Consider the following 19,613-nt stretch of genomic DNA (forward strand, 5'->3'; position numbering starts at 1 on the left):
TAATGAGTTTGCCCAAGCTATCCCGAAGCTTCGGGAGAGAGACAACAATAGCTCATTGCTAAACAAAAGCCTAATTCACTTTTAGTTATTTATGCTTTTTTTATGACATCTAAATTTAATAAAAATAACAGAAAATAATAACTTGCATAAAAATTTATTGAAATGGCAAAGAATTCAAAAATTCGCAAACAATCTTTAAACATTCCGAAGTCAATTCTTGTCACAGTACAGATTTTACAATTTATTTCGCTAAAACTCGTCACCCTCTTTGCCTCAAGATTGTTCATGACACCTCTAAAACACAAGATCCCGAAGCGCGAATTAGAGATGGATCAAAAAAGCAGGCAGGAAAAAGTGAGGATTCCAACAATTTCAAAGGAAGTTGTAGTATATCATTATGGAACATCCAAAAAAAAGATTTTACTCGTTCATGGATGGTCTGGCAGGGGAACCCAACTCGTGAAAATTGCCGATGCTCTCCTAGAAACGGGCTACTCTACCATAAGTTTTGATGCTCCAGCCCACGGAAAATCAGGCGGAAAAACAACCCTGATGCTCGAATTTATAGCCACGATACTAGAATTAGAAAAACAATTCGGTCCGTTTGAAGGTGCTGTTGGCCATTCGCTTGGCGGTATGTCGTTACTCAATGCCCTGAAGCAAGGGCTAAAAATAAACAGGCTGGTTACGATAGGCAGTGGCGATATTGTTCAGGACATCATAGACGATTTTACCTATAAACTCCGAATGAAACACAAAGTCAGTAACCGAATTAGATTGTATTTCGAAAACCGGTTTGACACATCTATGGACAGCTTTTCTGCGTATCTATCTGCAAAGGAAATCGAGATTCCGGTTTTGGTAATCCACGATAACGACGACGATGAAGTGCCGGTTAAATGTGGCATACACATTCATAAATATTTGAAAAACGGTAAACTCATGATTACCAAAGATTTAGGTCATCGGAAGATTCTTGGAGACGAACAGGTGGTTGAAAGTGCTACGAATTTTATAACTAATTAACAACCCAAATAACCCATCTTGTCATTCCGACGAAGGAGGAATCTCATAAAGGCGGGCTCCAAACAGAAGAAATCAAATATTAAAATAAAGAAAAATGAAAAAGATATTGGTACTACTAACTGTCCTACTAGCCTTAAACTCCTGCCAAAGTCAGGAAAAGAAGAAAACTTTGGCTCAGACCGATACCGTTGAGATTGTTAAAACCGAAGCCGAATGGAAAAAGGAACTCACACCCGAACAGTTTGAAGTCTTGAGAGAAAAAGGAACCGAACGTCCGTTTACGGGAGAGTATTGGAACCATTTTGAGAAAGGAAAATACGTTTGTGCAGCTTGCGGAAATGTCCTATTTGATTCAAATGCTAAATTTGTTTCGGATTGTGGCTGGCCTTCATTTGATAAAGCCATAAAAGGATCTGTGGTTTATGAAACTGATACTTCTTTCGGGATGGAAAGAACCGAGGTAATGTGTGCCAAATGTGGTGGTCATCTAGGTCACGTTTTTGATGATGGTCCTGAAGAAACTACGGGAAAACGTTTTTGTACGAACTCGGTTTCGGTGAAGTTTGTGGCGAAGTAAAAGATTAAAGAATGCCTTTTGATTTCATCTAGCCCCGATGCTGGAATTGTCTGAGCTCTCAAACCTGTGACCAAACAGGTTTGAAGCGAGTTCCTGCAGCGGGAATAAGGATGGAACAAATGCCCTAAAGTAATGCTCCTAAAAAATTAATAAACTATGGAATATCCGATAAAAAAAACAGAAGAAGAATGGAAGTCTGAATTAGGCTTGGAACGCTACAGAATTCTGCGGCAAAAGGGAACTGAATTTGCACATTCAGGAAAATACAACCTGCATTATGAGAAGGGAACTTATTGCTGTGGTGCTTGCGGAACGCCTTTGTTTGAAAGCAATTCGAAGTTTGATGCCCATTGTGGCTGGCCATCGTTTGACGAATCGATTCCGGGAACTGTGGAATATATTAAGGACACGACACATGGAATGATTCGGACTGAAATTGTATGTGCAAATTGTGGCGGTCATTTAGGCCACGTTTTTGATGATGGCCCGACAAAAACAGGGCAACGGTATTGTGTGAATTCGCTTTCGGTGGATTTCAAGGAAGAATAAACACGGATTGCACAGATTATCACAGATTTTTAAAACTAAAAACGCCGTCAGAAATTAGTTCTTGACGGCGTTTTTTTATTTGAAGATAATGAATTTAGTTTGCTAGAATGTAACTTACGGTAACATTTGCAATGATTTCGATTTCTCCGATGGCAAGTGTTTCTCTCGCTCCACCAGCACTATCAAAGGATTTCATTTCCATTGTAGCATACATTCGTTGTGGATAGAAAGGTTGTGAATTATCGGTAATGTTATAAGCCATTCCTGTTTTTTGCCCCGTTACAGCAACAAAATCGTCTGCTTTTGCTTTAGCATCTTTCATGGCTAATTTTCTAGCTTCGGATTTGTGTTGCTCCATTTTTGAGGATTTGAATTCAATATTTCCAATTGAATTTACTCCTGAACTTACCAAACCTTCCATCAATTCATCATATTTGGATAAATCTTTCAAAAGAATTTGAATGGTTTGAGTCGCATAAAAAGAGGTTTTCTTTTTCTCATAATCGTATTGTGGATTTAGCGAAACTCTCTGTGTTTGATAATCTTCCTTGGCGATGTTCGCTTTCTTGATGTATTTGATAACGGCATCAATTTTTTCGTCGTTTTGTTTTTTTACTTCTGCGGAATTGTTTCCTCTGGTTTCTACCGAAATAGAAATGCTAACTTGATCTGGAGCTACTTTTACTTTGCCTTCTCCCGAAACTGAAATTAAAGGAACTTGCTTGATTTCTTGTGCTTGTGCAACCGTCATGACCATTGTCATTAGGATTAAGAATGTTTTTTTCATGATTGATTTTTTTATTAAGATTGATTGTGGGTATTCAAAAGCTGTGCCATTATAGCTTGCCAAGCTTGGCCATTATGAAAAGAATTATGATTGGAATGGTCAACAATATCACCATCAATGTATTATCGGTAAACATTTCGGGATTTTTTGCTAACGTAAATATGTAACCTCCGACTGCTCCTCCAAAATGTGCCGTATGACCTATGTTATCGTTTTTGGCCCGCATTCCGTAAATAGAATATAGAAGGTATAAGATTCCGAAAATATAAGCAGGCATCGGGATGACAAAGAAAATTCCCAGCATCATATTTGGTTGCAACAATATGGCAGAATATAGAACTCCTGTCACCGCTCCAGAAGCTCCAATGGCACGATAGCTATAATCGTCCTTGTGCATCATCAACGTCAAAAGACTTCCGAAAATTAGACTTGAAAAATAGACCAAAACAAATGAAAGTTCGCCCATATAGGCAATTACGACTGGTGCAAAAAAGAAAAGCGTTAGCATATTGAAAAACAAGTGTGAAATATCAGCGTGCAAAAAAGCCGAAGAAAACATTCTGATTTGATCTCCCGATCGAATGCTTCCGATGTGGAATTCATATTTCCGAAAAAACATAATGTCATTAAAACCCTTGAAACTAACCAATACATTCAGCAAAATAATTGCGATTAAAACTATGCTCATTAAATAAATATTTATTTACAAATTTAGTCTTTTTAGATTCAACAGTTTTGAAGAAATTATCAAATTTGGAGAATTAGCAGTATATTTGCACAAAAATAAAATTCCTCTATGCAGTTACTTGCCTTTCTATTGATATATCCAATATTATGGTGCATTTCAATATTACCCTTCCCTATTTTCTATAAACTTTCAGATTTTGTTTGCTTTTTCGTTTACCGAGTTTTTGGTTATCGAAAAAAAACCGTTCGCAAAAATCTGGCCATGACTTTGCCCCATCTTTCTGATAAGGAACGATTAGAGGTTGAGAAGAAATTCTATAGCCACATGTGTGATATGTTTTTAGAAATGATTAAAACGATGACTATTTCTGATAAGGAAATAAACAAAAGATTTATTCTTACCAATATTGAACTATTGAGTGAATATGAAGCAAAAGGCAAGAGTGTTGTTTTGATGTGTGCTCACTATGGAAGCTGGGAATGGTTAATTAATATTGCTAAAAAAATTAATTTTAGAAGTATTGCAATTTATAAGCGAATCGGAAATAAATATTTTGATAAACTAATTCGTGACATCCGTTCAAGGCTGGATGCGGAATTAATTGAAACCAAAAAGACAGTAGAGCTGATGGAATATAATGCCACTCATGGTATTAAAGCTTTTTACGGATTTGCAAGCGACCAATCCCCTCAATTGGAAAGGGCTAGATATTGGGATACTTTTATGGGATATGAAGTGCCTGTTTATACAGGTGCAGAAATGTTAGCCAAAAAACTTGACATGAATATGGTTTTTGTAAAAGTTAGAAAAGTTAAAAGAGGTTTTTATGAAGCAACCATCATGCCTTTGGCTGAAAATGTCAGGGAATATCCAGACTATGAAATTACAAGTAAATTCCTAAGAGAAGTTGAAAAACAAATCCTAGAGCAACCTGAATATTATTTCTGGACCCACAAAAGATGGAAACATGTAGGCAAGAAAGCTACTGAGCAAACCAGCTAGCCACCATTTCCTTCTCGAATGATTGTGCTTGCTTATGAACAAATTCGTTTGACGATTTATTGTAATCATACTCTTTAGCCCAATCTTCGTGGTTTTCTGCCAAAGCCTTTATGCTGTTGCAAACAAACTCAATTTCTTCATTTGTTGTCGTTGGATGAATGGACATTCGAATCCATCCGGGTTTTTGGATTAAATCTCCCGAATCAATTTGGCAGATTAAATTATGAGAAGTTTCTTGGTCAACATGAAGCAAATAATGACCATACGTTCCAGCACAACTGCAACCGCCACGGGTTTGGATTCCGAAACGGTCGTTTAATAATTTCACCCCTAAATTAAAGTGCAAATCATCAATATAAAACGAAATCACTCCTAGCCTATTTTTATGCTGATTGGCCAAGATTTTAATGTTGGAAACGTTTCCTAATTCTTCAAAAACATATTCTACAATTTCATTTTCTCGTGCCAAAATATTGTCGATTCCCATTTCTTCCTTCAACTGAATGGCGAGAGCTGTTTTGATGACTTGCAAGAAACCTGGCGTTCCACCATCTTCTCTATCTTCAATATTATCTACATATTTATGTTCGCCCCAAGGATTGGTCCAACTCACTGTTCCGCCTCCTGGATTATCGGGAATCATATTGTTGTATAATTTCTTATTGAAAATCAACACGCCAGAAGTCCCTGGACCTCCGAGAAATTTATGTGGAGAAAGGAAAATAGCATCCAAATAACTTTCCGGATCTTCAGGATGCATATCGATTTTTACATAAGGTCCAGAACACGCAAAATCTACAAAGCAAACGCCATCATTTTGGTGCATTAGTTTAGCCACTTCGTGATAAGGTGTCTTTATTCCCGTAACATTCGAACAAGAAGTTATAGAGGCAATCTTTATTGGTCGGTCTTTGTATTTTTCGACTAAATCTTTGAAATTATTCAAACACAAAAGTCCTTTTTCACAAGCAGGAACCACTACAACATCGGCAATGGTTTCGAGCCAAGAAGTTTGGTTGGAATGATGCTCCATATGGGTAATAAAAACTACAGGACGTTTTTCTGATGGAATATTTACGTGGGGCTTTAAATTTTCAGGTACTTTCAAACCTAGAATTCTCTGGAATTTATTGATAACTCCTGTCATTCCGCTACCATCAGTAATCAAAACATCGTCCTGATTGCTATGGACGTGTTTTTTGATGATGTGTCTTGCTTCATGATAGGCCATCGTCATTGCCGTTCCCGAAACTGTAGTTTCTGTATGTGTATTTGCCACGAACGGACCAAATTGGTTCATTAATTTTTCCTCAATCGGACGATAGAGTCTTCCGCTAGCCGTCCAATCCGTATAGATGATTTTTTTTCTGCCGAAAGGCGAATGAAATTCTTGGTGGATGCCAATGATATTCTCTCTGAATTTTTGAAAATAGAGTTCCAGTTCGGGTTTTGGTTTGCTTGCTGTAGAAATCATCTTTGAAAAACTTTAATGAGCTTCAAAGGTATAATTATTTTATTAAAAAAATAATAAAGCGGTTTCAATACTGAACATATCATTTTGTAATTCACAAAAAGGATAGTTTCTTTGATAAAAACGAAAAAACCGGACTGTTTCCAATCCGGTTTTTACTATTCAAAATTGATTGCTCAATTATTTCACTTCTTCGTAGTCAACGTCTTGAACGTTGTCTCCTTGAGCTTCACCTTGTGGTTGAGCGTCTTGTTGTTGTCCAGCTTCACCTTGAGCATACATTGCTTCAGTTGCTGTTTTCCAAGCTGCATTGATGTTGTCAAGTGCTTTTTGAATTGCAGGAATATCCTGGTTTTCATGAGCCAATCTCAATTCAGTCAAAGAATATTCAATTGATGTTTTGTTAGCATCAGATAATTTATCACCAAGTTCTTTCAATTGACTTTCTGTTTGGAAAATCATAGAATCAGCTTCGTTTAATTTCTCTGCTTTTTCTCTTGCCAATTTATCTGCATCAGCATTAGCTTCTGCATCTTTTTTCATTCTTTCGATTTCTTCAGCTGTTAAACCAGAAGAAGCTTCGATACGGATATCGTGCGATTTTCCAGTTCCTTTGTCAGTTGCAGAAACTTTGATGATACCATTGGCATCAATATCAAAAGTTACTTCAATTTGTGGAACTCCTCTTGGTGCTGGTGGAATACCATCCAAGTGGAAACGACCGATTGTTTTGTTATCAACCGCCATTGCTCTTTCTCCTTGCAAAACGTGGATTTCAACTGTTGGTTGAGAATCTGCAGCAGTAGAAAATACTTGCGATTTTTTAGTTGGGATTGTTGTGTTGGCCTCAATTAATTTGGTCAAAACACCACCCATAGTTTCGATTCCTAAAGATAAAGGTGTAACGTCTAATAACAATACATCTTTTACATCTCCAGAAAGTACACCACCTTGGATTGCAGCACCAATTGCTACAACTTCGTCAGGGTTTACTCCTTTTGAAGCTTTCTTACCGAAGAATTTTTCTACTTCGTCAGCAATTCTTGGCATTCTTGTAGAACCTCCAACAAGGATAACTTCATCGATATCAGATGTAGAAAGACCTGCATCTTTCAATGCTTTAGCAACTGGTTCCATAGAACGTTTTACTAAAGAATCTGTCAATTGCTCAAATTTAGAACGTGACAATTTTTTAACCAAGTGTTTTGGTCCTGAAGCCGTAGCGGTTACGTAAGGCAAGTTGATTTCTGTTTCAGCAGAAGATGATAACTCGATTTTTGCTTTTTCAGCAGCTTCTTTCAAACGTTGCAATGACATTGGGTCAAGACGCAAATCGATACCTTCTTCAGATTTGAATTCGTCTGCCAACCAGTCAATGATGGTTTGGTCAAAATCATCTCCACCCAAGTGAGTATCTCCATTTGTAGACAATACTTCGAAAACTCCGTCTCCTAATTCAAGGATTGAGATATCAAAAGTACCACCACCTAAATCGTAAACTGCGATTTTTTGATCAGTTCCTTTTTTATCCAAACCGTAAGCCAAAGCTGCAGCTGTTGGTTCGTTGATGATACGCATTACTTTCAAACCAGCAATTTCACCAGCCTCTTTTGTAGCCTGACGTTGAGCATCGTTAAAGTAAGCCGGAACAGTGATAACTGCTTCAGTAACTGTTTGACCTAAATAGTCTTCAGCTGTTTTTTTCATTTTTTGAAGTGTCATTGCTGACAATTCTTGTGCAGTATATAAACGACCGTCAATATCAACACGTGGTGTATTGTTGTCTCCTTTTACTACATTATAAGGTACTCTTTTTGCTTCGGCAGTAGTTTCAGAGAAGCTATGTCCCATAAAACGTTTGATAGAAGCAATAGTTTTTGTAGGATTGGTTACCGCCTGTCTCTTAGCAGGATCTCCTACTTTAATTTCTCCACCTTCTACAAAAGCGATGATAGATGGCGTTGTTCTTTTTCCTTCCGAGTTAGGGATTACCACTGCCTCGTTACCTTCCATTACAGAAACGCAAGAGTTTGTTGTTCCTAAATCGATTCCAATTATTTTACCCATTTTATTATATTTAATTTTAGTTTTTTATTTGTTTTAAACTTACTCGTCTAAAAGCAATGACTGTGCCATCAGAAAAAAACCAAGGAAATTGTCAGTTTTAAAGTGACTGACTTTATTAAATATGACAAGATGACATTTTGAACGGTCTTTTTTTTATGACAAGGATTGACAAAAAGTTTATCCCGTCCCGAAGCTTCGGGATCGGGAGAAGCCTAAAGTTTTTATTCAAGCCCCGACTGGAGGGATCTCGTCTTTTGGGACGAGAGGAAGGAAGGCGGGAACCTGTCTGCCGACAGGCAGGTATGGTTTAAACAAATGCCTATTGATTTGCTCCTGAAAGAATTAATCTTCGTTAAATATTTTTTCGCGGTATTTTTTACCAATCATTAAGGTGAGTTTTTGCTTGTAATCTTCGACCAGCCATTCGCGGTAGTTTTTGCTACAATGGCTCAAACAGTTGGAATAACGCCTGATTCTGCACTCGATATCGTCGTTTAATTCCTTTGAAAGCAAACGGGCTTCGTTGAGTGTTTCGGTATTATAGACACACATTTCGGCGTGTTGCTCAATGGATTTGTCTAAAACCACTTTCGACCTTTGGTTGAGGGAAATGGCGATCCTGTGTTCTTCATCTACATCGAAAGTCACGACGGGTGTGTTCGCAAATTTTGCTCTTAATTCGGGCGACATCTGGTATTTGAAATGCAGTTCGATTTCGGCATCGGCTCGGAGGTTTTCAAGATAGAATTCAGGCGATTTGAAGATGTGTTGCCAATTGACAGGCTCACTCCAAAGTCCGAAACGTGCGGCATTGTTTCCTAAATCGATAACTGCAAAAGTGTCTTTGTTTTCGAGTTTTCTGGAACCACGGCCGATCATTTGGAAATATAAAGTCAGGGATTTTGTGGCTCGGTTCAAGATGATGGTCTCTACAGTTGGCTCATCAAAACCAGTTGTTAGGATTCCAACCGAAGTTAGGATTGCATCGGGAGTATGTTTGAACCATGATAATATTTCCTTACGTTCTTCGGGATTATTGGTGTTGTCGAGATGGCGAATGTCGTAACCGGCTTCCTTGAAGGTTTCATAAACATATAAGGAAGTGTTGATTCCGTTGTTGAAAATCAGGGTCTTTTTTCCAAGCGATTTCTCGGTATAGGCATGAAGGAGTTTTTCCTGCATGACCATATTCGAGTATAGATCGTCAGATGATTTCACGGTATAATCGCCGTTGATCCCTACTTTCAGCGAAGTCAAACCAACGTCATAACTATAGGTAATGGCTTTCGCCAAAAATCCGCTGTCGATTAAAGAAGAGATGGTATCACCAACAATGAGTTCATCATAATTTTCATTCATTGGCATTTTGATGTTGGAACTCAAGGGAGTTGCCGTAACACCTAGAATGAAGGAGTTTTTGAAGGAACCAAACAGTTTTCGGAAGGAATTATAATGTGCTTCATCGATAATTACAAGTCCAACGTTCTCAATTTCAAGCAATTCATCGTTCAGACGGTTTTTTAAGGTTTCCACCATTGCCACAAAACAAGAATATTCCTCCTGATCCTGCAGTTTTTTGATTTTGCTATTGATTACTTTGTTCTTGACGCCAAAACCTTTAAGCATTTTAGAAGTTTGCTTGCAAAGTTCGATTCGATGTGTCAGCACCACCACTTTTTTATCATGGTCGGCCAGATAGCGACGAACGATTTCCGAGAAAATTACGGTCTTTCCGCCACCTGTTGGCAATTGATAGAGCAGATGATAGTTTGGAGCCGTGTTTGCCATCCTTTCAAAGATGGAGTCAATGTCTCCTTTTTGATAAGCATACAGTTCTTTTCTATCTTCTATTTCTATTTCAGCGTCTTTGTAAAGCATTATCTTTTTGGGGATTTTTGCAAAAATACGCCTAAAAAAGAGTTATCCGGCTATTTTATAGTTAATTTTAGGAAATTAGTCGAGTTGGTCTTTTATGTGTTCAAATTCATAACTATTCTCCCATTTCTGACGGTTCACTTCATTATAAACATCAAGAATACGTTTTCTGTAATCGGTTACTATTCCATTTGCAATTACATAATGCACGACTTGTTCATAAGAATTTTGAAAGCTTTTGAAAAAGGAAGCATACCTCACTTCCCGTTTTGCCGAATATTTTAGGGCAATTTCAATAGTATAAAGCATAATATCGGCAACCGCAAAAGCATCTACACCCAAAACCAAGAAGTGCTTGATGATTTTTTGTGCAACCGAACGTCTCGTTTTTGGACGCTTGCTTTTGATGGGAAAATATTCGTTGGAGATTTTCACCTTGGCTTCCTGAATGAGTTTTTCTTCTTTGGGATTAAAGACAAAATCATAAAAAACCTTTACATCACTGAATTTGTCGTATAATTCCAGTAATTGCTCCTCCATTTGCTGCTTGTCCAGAGAAGCCAGATATTTTTTTAAATCGCGTTTGCTCATTTCATTTTATTAAAAATCATTACACCATTTGTACTATTAAAATCAATGATAATACTTAATTTTGTAACCCACAAGAAAAAAAACAGAATGAACGACCAAATTAAGACCACTCCAGCAGAAAAATGGATTATCAATCCGGTTAATAATTTTATCAAAAAATCAACAACAGGCGGTATTGTATTGTTTGTTTCAGCAATAGTCGCCATCATTTTAGCCAATTCGTCACTTTCAGATTGGTACCACCACATTTGGGAACACAAGATTGGTTTTACTTTTGATGGCGAAACCTATCTGAACTATTCCATACACCATTGGGTGAATGATGGTTTGATGGCCGTATTCTTCTTTGTGGTTGGATTGGAACTCAAAAGGGAAATAATTGGAGGCGAACTTTCAAATCCAAAAAATGCCCTGTTGCCTATTGTAGCTGCCGTTGGAGGAATGGTTTTTCCTGCCTTGATTTATGGCATCTTTAATTCTGGAACCGAATCAGCACATGGTTGGGGAATCCCGATGGCAACTGACATTGCTTTTGCACTTGGCGTTCTTTACCTTTTGGGAAGCAAAATACCTACTTCCTTAAAAGTTTTCCTTACTGCTTTGGCTATTGTAGATGATTTAGGTGCGGTTTTGGTTATTGCCTTCTTTTATACCGCAGAAATCAATTTCCCGATGCTTTTCACTGGAATTGGGTTTGTGGCTTTTCTTTTCTTCAGCAAAGCTTTTGGAATTAGAAATACACTTTTTTATGCCATAATCGGAATATTTGGAGTTTGGTTGCCCTTTTTGCTTTCTGGCGTTCATGCTACAATTGCAGCGGTTTTGGTGGCCTTCACAATTCCAGCAGATTCTAAAGTAGATGAAATATTCTTTATAACTAAAATCAAGCAGTATTTGGAACGTTTTAAAAATGCTGACACCACGAACACTCCAACATTAACCGAAGAACAATTGCATATTTTAGAGCATATTAGAGTTACTACAAAAGATGCCATGACACCTTTGCAACGCTTGGAACACGGAATGCACAACTTAGTGAGTTTTATAGTGATGCCGATTTTTGCTTTGGCAAATGCAGGAGTAACGTTCTCAAATGATATTTTAGCCGAAACAACAAGTAATGTCACGCTTGGAGTTGTATTTGGACTAGTTGCTGGAAAAGTGATTGGAGTTTTTGGTGTTTCTATAGCTATGATTAAATTGAAATGGGCCAATATGCCTTTAGGGCTAACCAACATGCATTTATTTGGCGTTGGACTTCTAGCCTCGATAGGTTTTACAATGTCGCTCTTTGTTACCAATCTTGCTTTTAATAATCCTGAATATGAACTGCAAGCTAAATTAGGAATCTTTATGGCTTCTACAATTGGTGGATTAATCGGTTTTTTTATATTAAACAAAAACAGTAAATCAAAAATCATAATTAACTCAAATACAAATGCTTAAATTTTTTAAAATTATTGCTTTATTAGAAGGTGTTTCCTTTTTAGTGCTATTGGCAAACATGCTTATAATCAAACCTAATAATATCGAGCTTTATAAATCATTATTGTTTCCAATCGGTATGGGTCATGGAATTTTGTTCATTGCCTATATCATTTTGGCTATTATGCTCAAGTTTGAATTGGATTGGGATTGGAAAAAATTCAGCATCATTATCCTAGGTTCGCTCATTCCTTTTGGAACCTTTTACATAGAAAAGAAATATCTTTAATAGATGAAAAAAATAGCGGAAAGCATTTTTGGATGGATGTACAGACTTCTAAAAGGATGGGATTTTAATGATACTCTCGCCTCCTATTTTAGTTTGTGCATTGATATTGTTGTGCTTTGTTTGCTTGCCTATGCCATTTATTTGGTATTTAGATTTACGTTGGTTACGGCTATGATTTTAATTGCCAAAAAAACCAATACAAAATTTGACGATTTATTGGTTTCCAATAAAACGGCAAAATACATTGCCCATTTGATTCCGTTGCTTTTCATATATAAAGCCGTACCAATCATCCTCAAGAACTTTATTTATTGGGAAGGGGTTTTCGGAAAATTGATTGGGATTTATATCGTTCTATTGGTTTTATGGATTATACGAACCATTTTCAATGCACTTCGGGATTACCTAAAACAGCAACCACGCTACAGCGACAAGCCAATTGACAGCTACATCCAGGTAATTATGATTGTACTGTGGACCTTTGGGGTTGTAGCCATTATTTTATATTTATTCAACATCTCTACGGGCAAATTATTAACTACTTTCGGAGCAATTTCTGCCATAGTGATATTGATTTTCCGTGATACGATCTTAGGATTTATTGCCAGTATCCAAGTTTCCGTCAACGATATGGTTCGAATTGGCGATTGGATTACGATGGAGAAATTTGGTGCCGATGGCGATGTCATTGAAATCAATCTGGCAACGGTAAAAGTTAGGAATTTTGACTACACGACTTCAACCATACCCACCTACAGCCTGATTTCCGATTCCTTCAAAAACTGGAGAGGAATGTATACCTCTAATGGAAGAAGGATCAAAAGACACGTTTTGATAAAAGCAAACAGCATCCGTTTTTTGCAGGAATCCGAGCTTACAGAGCTCAAAAAGATTCAATTGGTGAGCGAGTACATCGATCAGCGACAAGAAGAAATCAAGAAATACAATCATGCTCATAATATTGACAAGACACTTTCGGTAAATGGAAGAAACCTTACCAATTTTGGCTTGTTCAGAAAATACATCAACCAATATTTAGAGCAACATCCCGGTTTAAATAAAGAAATGACAATGATGTGCCGTCAACTTCAATCGAACGAATTTGGAGTTCCGTTAGAAATTTACGCCTTTTCAAACGACAAGACTTGGATCAACTACGAATACATCATGGCCGACATCTTCGATCATATCATTGCATCAGTAGTTTATTTCGATTTGGAAATCTATGAATTGCCTTCAAGTAAGAGTTTTCTTGACCAGATAAAATAAAAAAGGAAGCCAATTGGCTTCCTTTTTTTAAGAACAAAAAATAAACTTATTGTTCTCTTTTTTTAGCTCTCTTTTCTTTGATAAGCTCCATGATAGCACCGCCAATCCAATATTGAACGAAACCTACCAAAAAGATCATCAACCAAAAACCAGTGGTCAATACGGTTAGAAAGAGGATAAAACCTAAATACTGTTGAAATTCAAACATGTTTTCCGGATTTTTTTGTATACCCGTCAAAGATAAGCGGAATTATGCTTTTGACCAATAAAAACAGCCAAAATAATTTATAAATCATTTCTTAAACCTACTTATAATCCTTATTTTTGGGCTGATTTTAATAAAATCAATATTTACAATAACAAACAACAAACCTATACACAATGGAATACAGAATTGAAAAAGACACGATGGGTGAAGTAAAAGTTCCTGCAGACAAATACTGGGGAGCCCAAACAGAACGTTCAAGAAACAACTTCAAAATCGGTCCGTCGGCTTCTATGCCAAAAGAAATCATCGAAGGTTTTGCCTACTTGAAAAAAGCTGCCGCTTATGCCAACTGCGATCTAGGTGTTTTGCCAATTGAAAAAAGAGATGCCATTGCAGCAGTTTGCGACGAAATCTTGGCAGGGAAGTTAGACGATGAATTTCCATTGGTGATCTGGCAGACAGGTTCTGGAACACAGAGCAATATGAATGTAAACGAAGTTGTAGCCAACAGAGCTCAAGTTTTGGCCGGACACAAAATTGGCGAAGGCGAACAATTCATCAAAGCAAATGATGACGTAAACAAATCACAGTCTTCAAATGACACCTATCCAACAGGAATGCACATTGCGGCTTACAAAGCTGTTGTAGAAGTTACCATTCCGGGAGTTGAAAAATTAAGAGATACGCTTCAAGCGAAATCTGAAGCCTTCAAAAACGTAGTGAAAATTGGAAGAACACATTTAATGGATGCTACTCCATTGACTCTTGGTCAGGAAATTTCAGGCTATGTTGCCCAATTGAACTATGGTCTAAAGGCATTGAGAAATACATTGGATCACCTTTCAGAAGTAGCCTTGGGTGGGACAGCCGTTGGAACAGGATTAAACACTCCAGCTGGTTATGACGTGAAAGTGGCGGAATATATTGCAAAATTCACAGGACATCCATTTGTTACCGCTCCAAACAAATTCGAAGCTTTGGCAGCCCACGATGCAATTGTGGAAACACATGGAGCTTTGAAGCAACTGGCAGTTTCTTTGAATAAAATTGCAAACGATGTGAGGATGATGGCTTCTGGGCCACGTTCAGGAATTGGCGAAATCTTGATTCCAGAAAACGAACCGGGATCTTCTATTATGCCAGGCAAAGTAAATCCTACACAATGCGAGGCCTTGACAATGGTTTGTGCTCAAGTAATGGGTAACGATGTGACCATTACAATCGGTGGAACACAAGGACATTATGAATTGAATGTTTTTAAACCTTTGATGGCTGCTAATTTCTTGCAATCGGCTCGTTTGTTAGGAGATGCCTGTATTTCGTTTGACGAACATTGTGCTCAAGGAATTGAACCAAACTACACCAGAATCAAAGAATTGGTTGATAATTCATTGATGTTGGTTACCGCTTTAAATACAAAAATCGGATATTATAAAGCGGCTGAAATTGCTCAAACAGCTCACAAAAACGGAACTACCCTAAAAGAGGAATCAGTACGTTTAGGATATGTTACTCCAGAAGATTTTGATGATTGGGTAAAACCTGAAGATATGGTTGGAAGCTTGAAATAGTTTCAATCTACTCTATAAACAAAACCACGAATGTAAAATTCGTGGTTTTTTTGTTTAAATGCATTGGTTTTTATGCTGTGTTATTGGATTCATAGAATTCTATTAATAAGATGCCTCACATCTAAATTCTACAATGATGTTTGTCTTTTCTTTTATATCATTTTTAGGCATATCTAAAAATAACACCGCTAAACTTCAATTTAAATAGTGTTATAAATACAAATCATTTGTTACTTTATTGTTTTAAAAGTGTTATGTCACACTTTTTCTGATTTCTAAATCGTTTTCGAAACGTATTTTTGGGGTCTACATTAAACCCACAAAATTACATTTATGAAAAAAATTATTCTTTTAATGCTGCTTTTTATTGGCAGCAAATCGCTCATGTTTGCACAATGCATCAATACAGATCCTTATCCTTCTGATGCCGTTACATCAACTAATACAGGCGATCCACAGGAAATCAATTCATGTGTTTATATGAGCAATTACTCAACTATAACGAATATTATTGAGGGACTTGCCTATACCTTTAGCCTTAAATTAAACGGTGAGGAAGTAAACAAATACGTTACGGTTACAGATACCCAAAATAATATTTTAGCACAGGGTGCCACACCTTTGGTTTTGAGCAGTATTCCTTTACCAACCATTCGTTTGCACTATGCCGAAGACAGCAGCTGTACTCCAGTGGCAGAACCATTGTGCCATGCTGCGTATATAAAGGTTACTTTATCTTGTCAGTTTCCCAGTGAAATCTTAATTAGCGGGGTTACCACAACCAATGCCACATTTTCTTGGATTCCAGGGGGTGATGAAACAGCATGGCAAGTTATGATTCTTCCAAAAGGAAGTGATTCCCCTACTCCAGATACACAAGGAACGCCTGTAAATGAAGAACCTACGTATTCGGTTAGCAATCTTGAAGTTGCCCATCAATATGATTTTTACATTCGTGCGGATTGCGAGGATGAATACAGCCCATGGAGAGGTCCTTACAGCTTCAACAGCGAATGCAACCCCATTGAAATATTCAGCGAAAACTTTGATAGTATAACTAACAATCAATTACCTAGCTGTTGGACTGGACTTATGGTGAATGCTTCTGAGGCCAATGTTGGCATCAACAGTCTTTCAAATTCTAATCCTAATGCGGTGCAATTGACCAATGGCAATTCTCCTACTACAGCAGGCATCTACTTAATTTCACCTAAATTGTCAACCGTAAGTACTGCTTCACATAGAGTGAAGTTTTATACCAGAGGTTATGGCAACGTAACGCTGCAAGTGGGAACCATAAGTTCTACAACTGCTGATGCAATCTTCACTTCAATTGCTACAATCAATGCTACACCAAACTACACCGAACATATTGTTGACTTTACAGGATATGAAGGTACGAACACTTATATAGCCTTTCGTCATGCAAATACCAACAGCTATAATCCTGTTTTTATAGATGATATCCGATGGGAACCCGCCCCTTCTTGTCCTGATGTTCAAAATGCCCAACCGATTGCATTAACACCAAACACAGCCACAATTGGATGGTCGGCTGGAAACGCTACAGAATGGGATGTTGTATATTCTCAAACAGAAACAAATCCTGCATTATTGACACCTATTGTTCCTTCTCCAACTGAGCCAGAAGCAACAATTACAGGATTACTTGCCGATACGGTTTATAGAGCTTGGGTGCGTTCTTCTTGCGACGGAGAACTTGGTGCCTGGTCCAATCCAATCACGTTCAGGACTGCTTGTCTTGCAACGGCAACATTAAATGAAACGTTTGAAAGTGCACCATTCTGGGGACTTCCTGAATGCTGGTCGGCAATAATTGCTGAAGGCTCTGTGCTAAACAGTAAAGTAAGAGTGCAAAATGGTGATGCTGCCACAGGAAATAATGCAGTTGCATTATCCAACAACGACGAAGGCTTAAATTCAAAAATTATTCTCGTTTCACCAAATCTAAGCACGCTCGCTACAGGTACACATCGTGTAAAATTCCACGCTAAAGCAAACGTACCGGCAACATTACAGGTAGGAACATTAAATAGTGCAGCTACCGGAGCAACTTTTAACACATTTGAGCCATTGAACATAACAACTTCTTATTCCGAATATGTAGTTGATTTTTCTAGCTACAGCGGTACAGATAACTACGTTGGTTTCAAGCATGCTTCTGGTCAATATATAACCATCCATATAGATAATGTACGTTGGGAATTAACTCCGTCTTGTTTAGATGTAACCAATATCCAGGTATCAAACGTGACACCATCAACAGCTTTTGTAAACTGGCAGGAAAATGCTGGAGAAACAAACTGGGATATTGTTTACGGTACAACCGAGGTAACAGACCCAAATACACTTACACCAATAACACCAGCACCAACAACAGATTCTCAAACTACGCTTTCAAATCTTACCGAAAATACAAGCTATAAGCTATGGGTAAGATCTGTTTGTGGTGGTACAGGAGGAAACGGTGCATGGATTGGCCCAATTCCGTTCAAGACACCTTGTCTTCCTGTAAGCACTTTTAACGAAGGATTTGAAACAGCTGTGGTTGGTAGCCTACCAGAATGCTGGTCTTCTATATTGGGAGGTCCAACACTTGGACAATATGCTGCTGTAAGAACCGTTTCAAACGATGCCGCTTTTGGAAGCAATGCAGTTGAATTGCATGCCAACAGCTCCGCCCCTACCGATCTCATAATGTTGGTTTCCCCGTATTTGGGTAATTTAGCTAGTGGAACCCACCGACTTAAATTTTTTGCACTTTCCTATAATCCAGAAACACCTTTACAAATAGGAACAGTGAATGGAACTACAAGTCAGGCAACCTATACTCTTTTCCAACCAATTACGCTTGGAAGTGGCTACAATGAATATATAATCGACTTTACAACCTATTCAGGAACCGACAACTATATCGCCTTCAGAAATGTAGCGGGAAACTTGAACTCCACCTTCATCGATAATGTTAGATGGGAAATCCTTCCTGCTTGTCCAGATGTGACAAGCATCCAAGTGAATGACATTGAGGCAGAATTAGCACACATCAGCTGGACTGCCGGAGGGAACGAAAACAATTGGCAGGTAGCCTACGGTCCAAGCAGCGTTACAGATCCAACAACGTTGGTTCCAAGCGAAATCTTGACGCAGAACAGTTTCGTAGTTCAAGGTTTGCCAGACAATGCTTTTACAAGTGTTTGGGTACGCTCGGTTTGTGGAGAACCTGATGGAAACGGAGCCTGGATAGGACCTATTACATTCAAAACAAAATGTTTGCCTACAACCTTGCCTTATTCACAGGACTTCCAATCCATATCCACTCCTAATCTACCGGATTGTACTATAACCCAACGTATTGGCAACGGAAACAATTGGCAGACTAATTATGGAGATTCAGGTTACGGATTTGATGGATTTGTACTTCAATACAGCAGTAGTTCTTCTGGAGCAAATGCCTGGTTTTTCACCCAAGGGCTTGAACTAACAGCTGGAGTTGAATATACACTTTCCTATAAATACGGAAACAACAGCAGCGATAACTATACCGAAAGCATGCAAGTTATGTATGGTGATCAGCCAACCGCTAGCAGTATGACCATTGAACTTGCCGATCATTCAGAGATTAACACAGGAACACCGATGGTAAATGAAATAGCATTCACGCCAGAACAAACCGGTGCTTACTATATTGGATTCCTAGCTTATTCCGCTCCAGAACAGGGTAACCTTTTCTTGGATAATATAACTGTGAGTGCTCCACTTGGTATGCCAGGAAACAGCATAAATCACTTGTCCTTCTATCCTAATCCAGTAAAAGACATCCTAACCATTAGCAACACAGAGGAAATTACTTCGGTTAGCATCTTCAATATTCTGGGGCAAAAAGTGCAGGAAACAAGCCTGAACGTCAAAGAGGCAAAGATTGACATGAGCAATCTTGCAACAGGAAGCTATATAGCAAAAGTGATGGTCAACGACCAGGTTGAAACCATTAAAATCCTCAAGGATTAATTTTTTTTAGTTTTAGATTTCCAAAAAGGGCTGTATTTTTCAATACAGCCCTTTTTATTTTGGGTTTAATAATCTCTAACACAAATGCTGTAATAAATAGAATTAATCCCAAAAAATTATTTTCCATCAAGATAAAATGTTAAACCTTTTTTTCTCCTATCTTATATTAAATCAAAAAAAATATAATAT

The 19,613-nt window shown here is 37.9% G+C and carries 16 protein-coding genes; 9 read left to right on the top strand and 7 right to left on the bottom strand.

The features are described from left to right. Positions 1 to 162: 162 nt before the first annotated feature. The 3 genes from J2X31_RS07175 (at position 163) to msrB (J2X31_RS07185) (ending at position 2,152) form a co-directional block, all read left to right on the top strand. Positions 163 to 1,026: an alpha/beta fold hydrolase gene (locus J2X31_RS07175; protein ID WP_310025600.1), complete on the top strand. Its 864-nt coding sequence runs from the start codon at positions 163 to 165 to the stop codon at positions 1,024 to 1,026. 94 nt (positions 1,027 to 1,120) lie between these two features. Then, positions 1,121 to 1,603: a peptide-methionine (R)-S-oxide reductase MsrB gene (gene msrB / locus J2X31_RS07180; protein ID WP_310025601.1), complete on the top strand. Its 483-nt coding sequence runs from the start codon at positions 1,121 to 1,123 to the stop codon at positions 1,601 to 1,603. 156 nt (positions 1,604 to 1,759) lie between these two features. Then, the gene (gene msrB, locus J2X31_RS07185) at positions 1,760 to 2,152 is read left to right on the top strand and encodes a peptide-methionine (R)-S-oxide reductase MsrB (RefSeq protein ID WP_310025602.1); all 393 of its coding nucleotides are present in this window, start codon (positions 1,760 to 1,762) and stop codon (positions 2,150 to 2,152) included. 94 nt (positions 2,153 to 2,246) lie between these two features. Here msrB (J2X31_RS07185) and J2X31_RS07190 read toward each other — a convergent pair whose 3' ends face one another. Together J2X31_RS07190 and J2X31_RS07195 are read right to left on the bottom strand one after the other, a co-directional pair. Next, positions 2,247 to 2,939, bottom strand: a complete 693-nt coding sequence (locus tag J2X31_RS07190) for an SIMPL domain-containing protein (protein WP_310025604.1) — start codon at positions 2,937 to 2,939, stop codon at positions 2,247 to 2,249. A gap of 49 nt (positions 2,940 to 2,988) precedes the next feature. Further along, positions 2,989 to 3,627 carry a rhomboid family intramembrane serine protease gene (locus tag J2X31_RS07195; protein WP_310025606.1) on the bottom strand — a complete coding sequence of 213 codons (639 nt, stop codon included), beginning with the start codon at positions 3,625 to 3,627 and terminating at the stop codon, positions 2,989 to 2,991. Positions 3,628 to 3,735: 108 nt separating this feature from the next. Here J2X31_RS07195 and J2X31_RS07200 point away from each other — a divergent pair, with 108 nt between their 5' ends. Next, positions 3,736 to 4,629, top strand: a complete 894-nt coding sequence (locus J2X31_RS07200) for a lysophospholipid acyltransferase family protein (RefSeq protein ID WP_310025608.1) — start codon at positions 3,736 to 3,738, stop codon at positions 4,627 to 4,629. Here the strand turns inward: J2X31_RS07200 and J2X31_RS07205 are convergent. The 4 genes from J2X31_RS07205 to J2X31_RS07220 all read right to left on the bottom strand — a co-directional run bounded on the left by J2X31_RS07205 (position 4,610) and on the right by J2X31_RS07220 (position 10,633). After that, entirely contained in the window at positions 4,610 to 6,103 is a 1,494-nt protein-coding gene (locus J2X31_RS07205; RefSeq protein WP_310025609.1) for an aminotransferase class V-fold PLP-dependent enzyme, read from the bottom strand. The genes J2X31_RS07200 and J2X31_RS07205 overlap by 20 nt on opposite strands. Positions 6,104 to 6,280: 177 nt before the next feature. Continuing rightward, complete coding sequence (dnaK, locus tag J2X31_RS07210) at positions 6,281 to 8,167, bottom strand: molecular chaperone DnaK (RefSeq protein WP_310025612.1); 1,887 nt, start codon at positions 8,165 to 8,167, stop codon at positions 6,281 to 6,283. A gap of 342 nt (positions 8,168 to 8,509) precedes the next feature. Beyond that, complete coding sequence (locus J2X31_RS07215) at positions 8,510 to 10,045, bottom strand: DEAD/DEAH box helicase (RefSeq protein WP_310025613.1); 1,536 nt, start codon at positions 10,043 to 10,045, stop codon at positions 8,510 to 8,512. Positions 10,046 to 10,120: 75 nt separating this feature from the next. Beyond that, positions 10,121 to 10,633 carry a DUF6155 family protein gene (locus J2X31_RS07220; protein ID WP_310025614.1) on the bottom strand — a complete coding sequence of 171 codons (513 nt, stop codon included), beginning with the start codon at positions 10,631 to 10,633 and terminating at the stop codon, positions 10,121 to 10,123. Between the two features lie 87 nt (positions 10,634 to 10,720). Between J2X31_RS07220 and nhaA the strand changes: the two genes are divergently transcribed. Genes nhaA through J2X31_RS07235 form a run of 3 tightly spaced genes read left to right on the top strand, consistent with a single transcriptional unit; the run spans position 10,721 to position 13,616 of the window. Continuing rightward, the gene (nhaA, locus tag J2X31_RS07225; protein ID WP_310025617.1) at positions 10,721 to 12,079 is read left to right on the top strand and encodes a Na+/H+ antiporter NhaA; all 1,359 of its coding nucleotides are present in this window, start codon (positions 10,721 to 10,723) and stop codon (positions 12,077 to 12,079) included. Further along, entirely contained in the window at positions 12,072 to 12,347 is a 276-nt protein-coding gene (locus tag J2X31_RS07230; protein ID WP_310025620.1) for a DUF3817 domain-containing protein, read from the top strand. Before nhaA ends, J2X31_RS07230 begins: the two co-directional genes overlap by 8 nt. Positions 12,348 to 12,350: 3 nt before the next feature. Next, complete coding sequence (locus tag J2X31_RS07235) at positions 12,351 to 13,616, top strand: mechanosensitive ion channel family protein (protein ID WP_310025621.1); 1,266 nt, start codon at positions 12,351 to 12,353, stop codon at positions 13,614 to 13,616. Positions 13,617 to 13,662: 46 nt separating this feature from the next. Here J2X31_RS07235 and J2X31_RS07240 read toward each other — a convergent pair whose 3' ends face one another. Next, complete coding sequence (locus tag J2X31_RS07240; RefSeq protein WP_310025624.1) at positions 13,663 to 13,824, bottom strand: hypothetical protein; 162 nt, start codon at positions 13,822 to 13,824, stop codon at positions 13,663 to 13,665. Between the two features lie 173 nt (positions 13,825 to 13,997). Between J2X31_RS07240 and fumC the strand changes: the two genes are divergently transcribed. Together fumC and J2X31_RS07250 are read left to right on the top strand one after the other, a co-directional pair. Beyond that, positions 13,998 to 15,395, top strand: a complete 1,398-nt coding sequence (fumC, locus tag J2X31_RS07245) for a class II fumarate hydratase (protein ID WP_310025625.1) — start codon at positions 13,998 to 14,000, stop codon at positions 15,393 to 15,395. Between the two features lie 333 nt (positions 15,396 to 15,728). Further along, positions 15,729 to 19,424 carry a T9SS-dependent choice-of-anchor J family protein gene (locus J2X31_RS07250; RefSeq protein WP_310025626.1) on the top strand — a complete coding sequence of 1,232 codons (3,696 nt, stop codon included), beginning with the start codon at positions 15,729 to 15,731 and terminating at the stop codon, positions 19,422 to 19,424. The last annotated feature ends 189 nt before the right edge of the window (positions 19,425 to 19,613 follow it).

Origin of the sequence: Flavobacterium arsenatis, from assembly GCF_031456785.1 — a bacterium.
GTDB classification, from domain to species: Bacteria; Bacteroidota; Bacteroidia; order Flavobacteriales; family Flavobacteriaceae; genus Flavobacterium; species Flavobacterium arsenatis.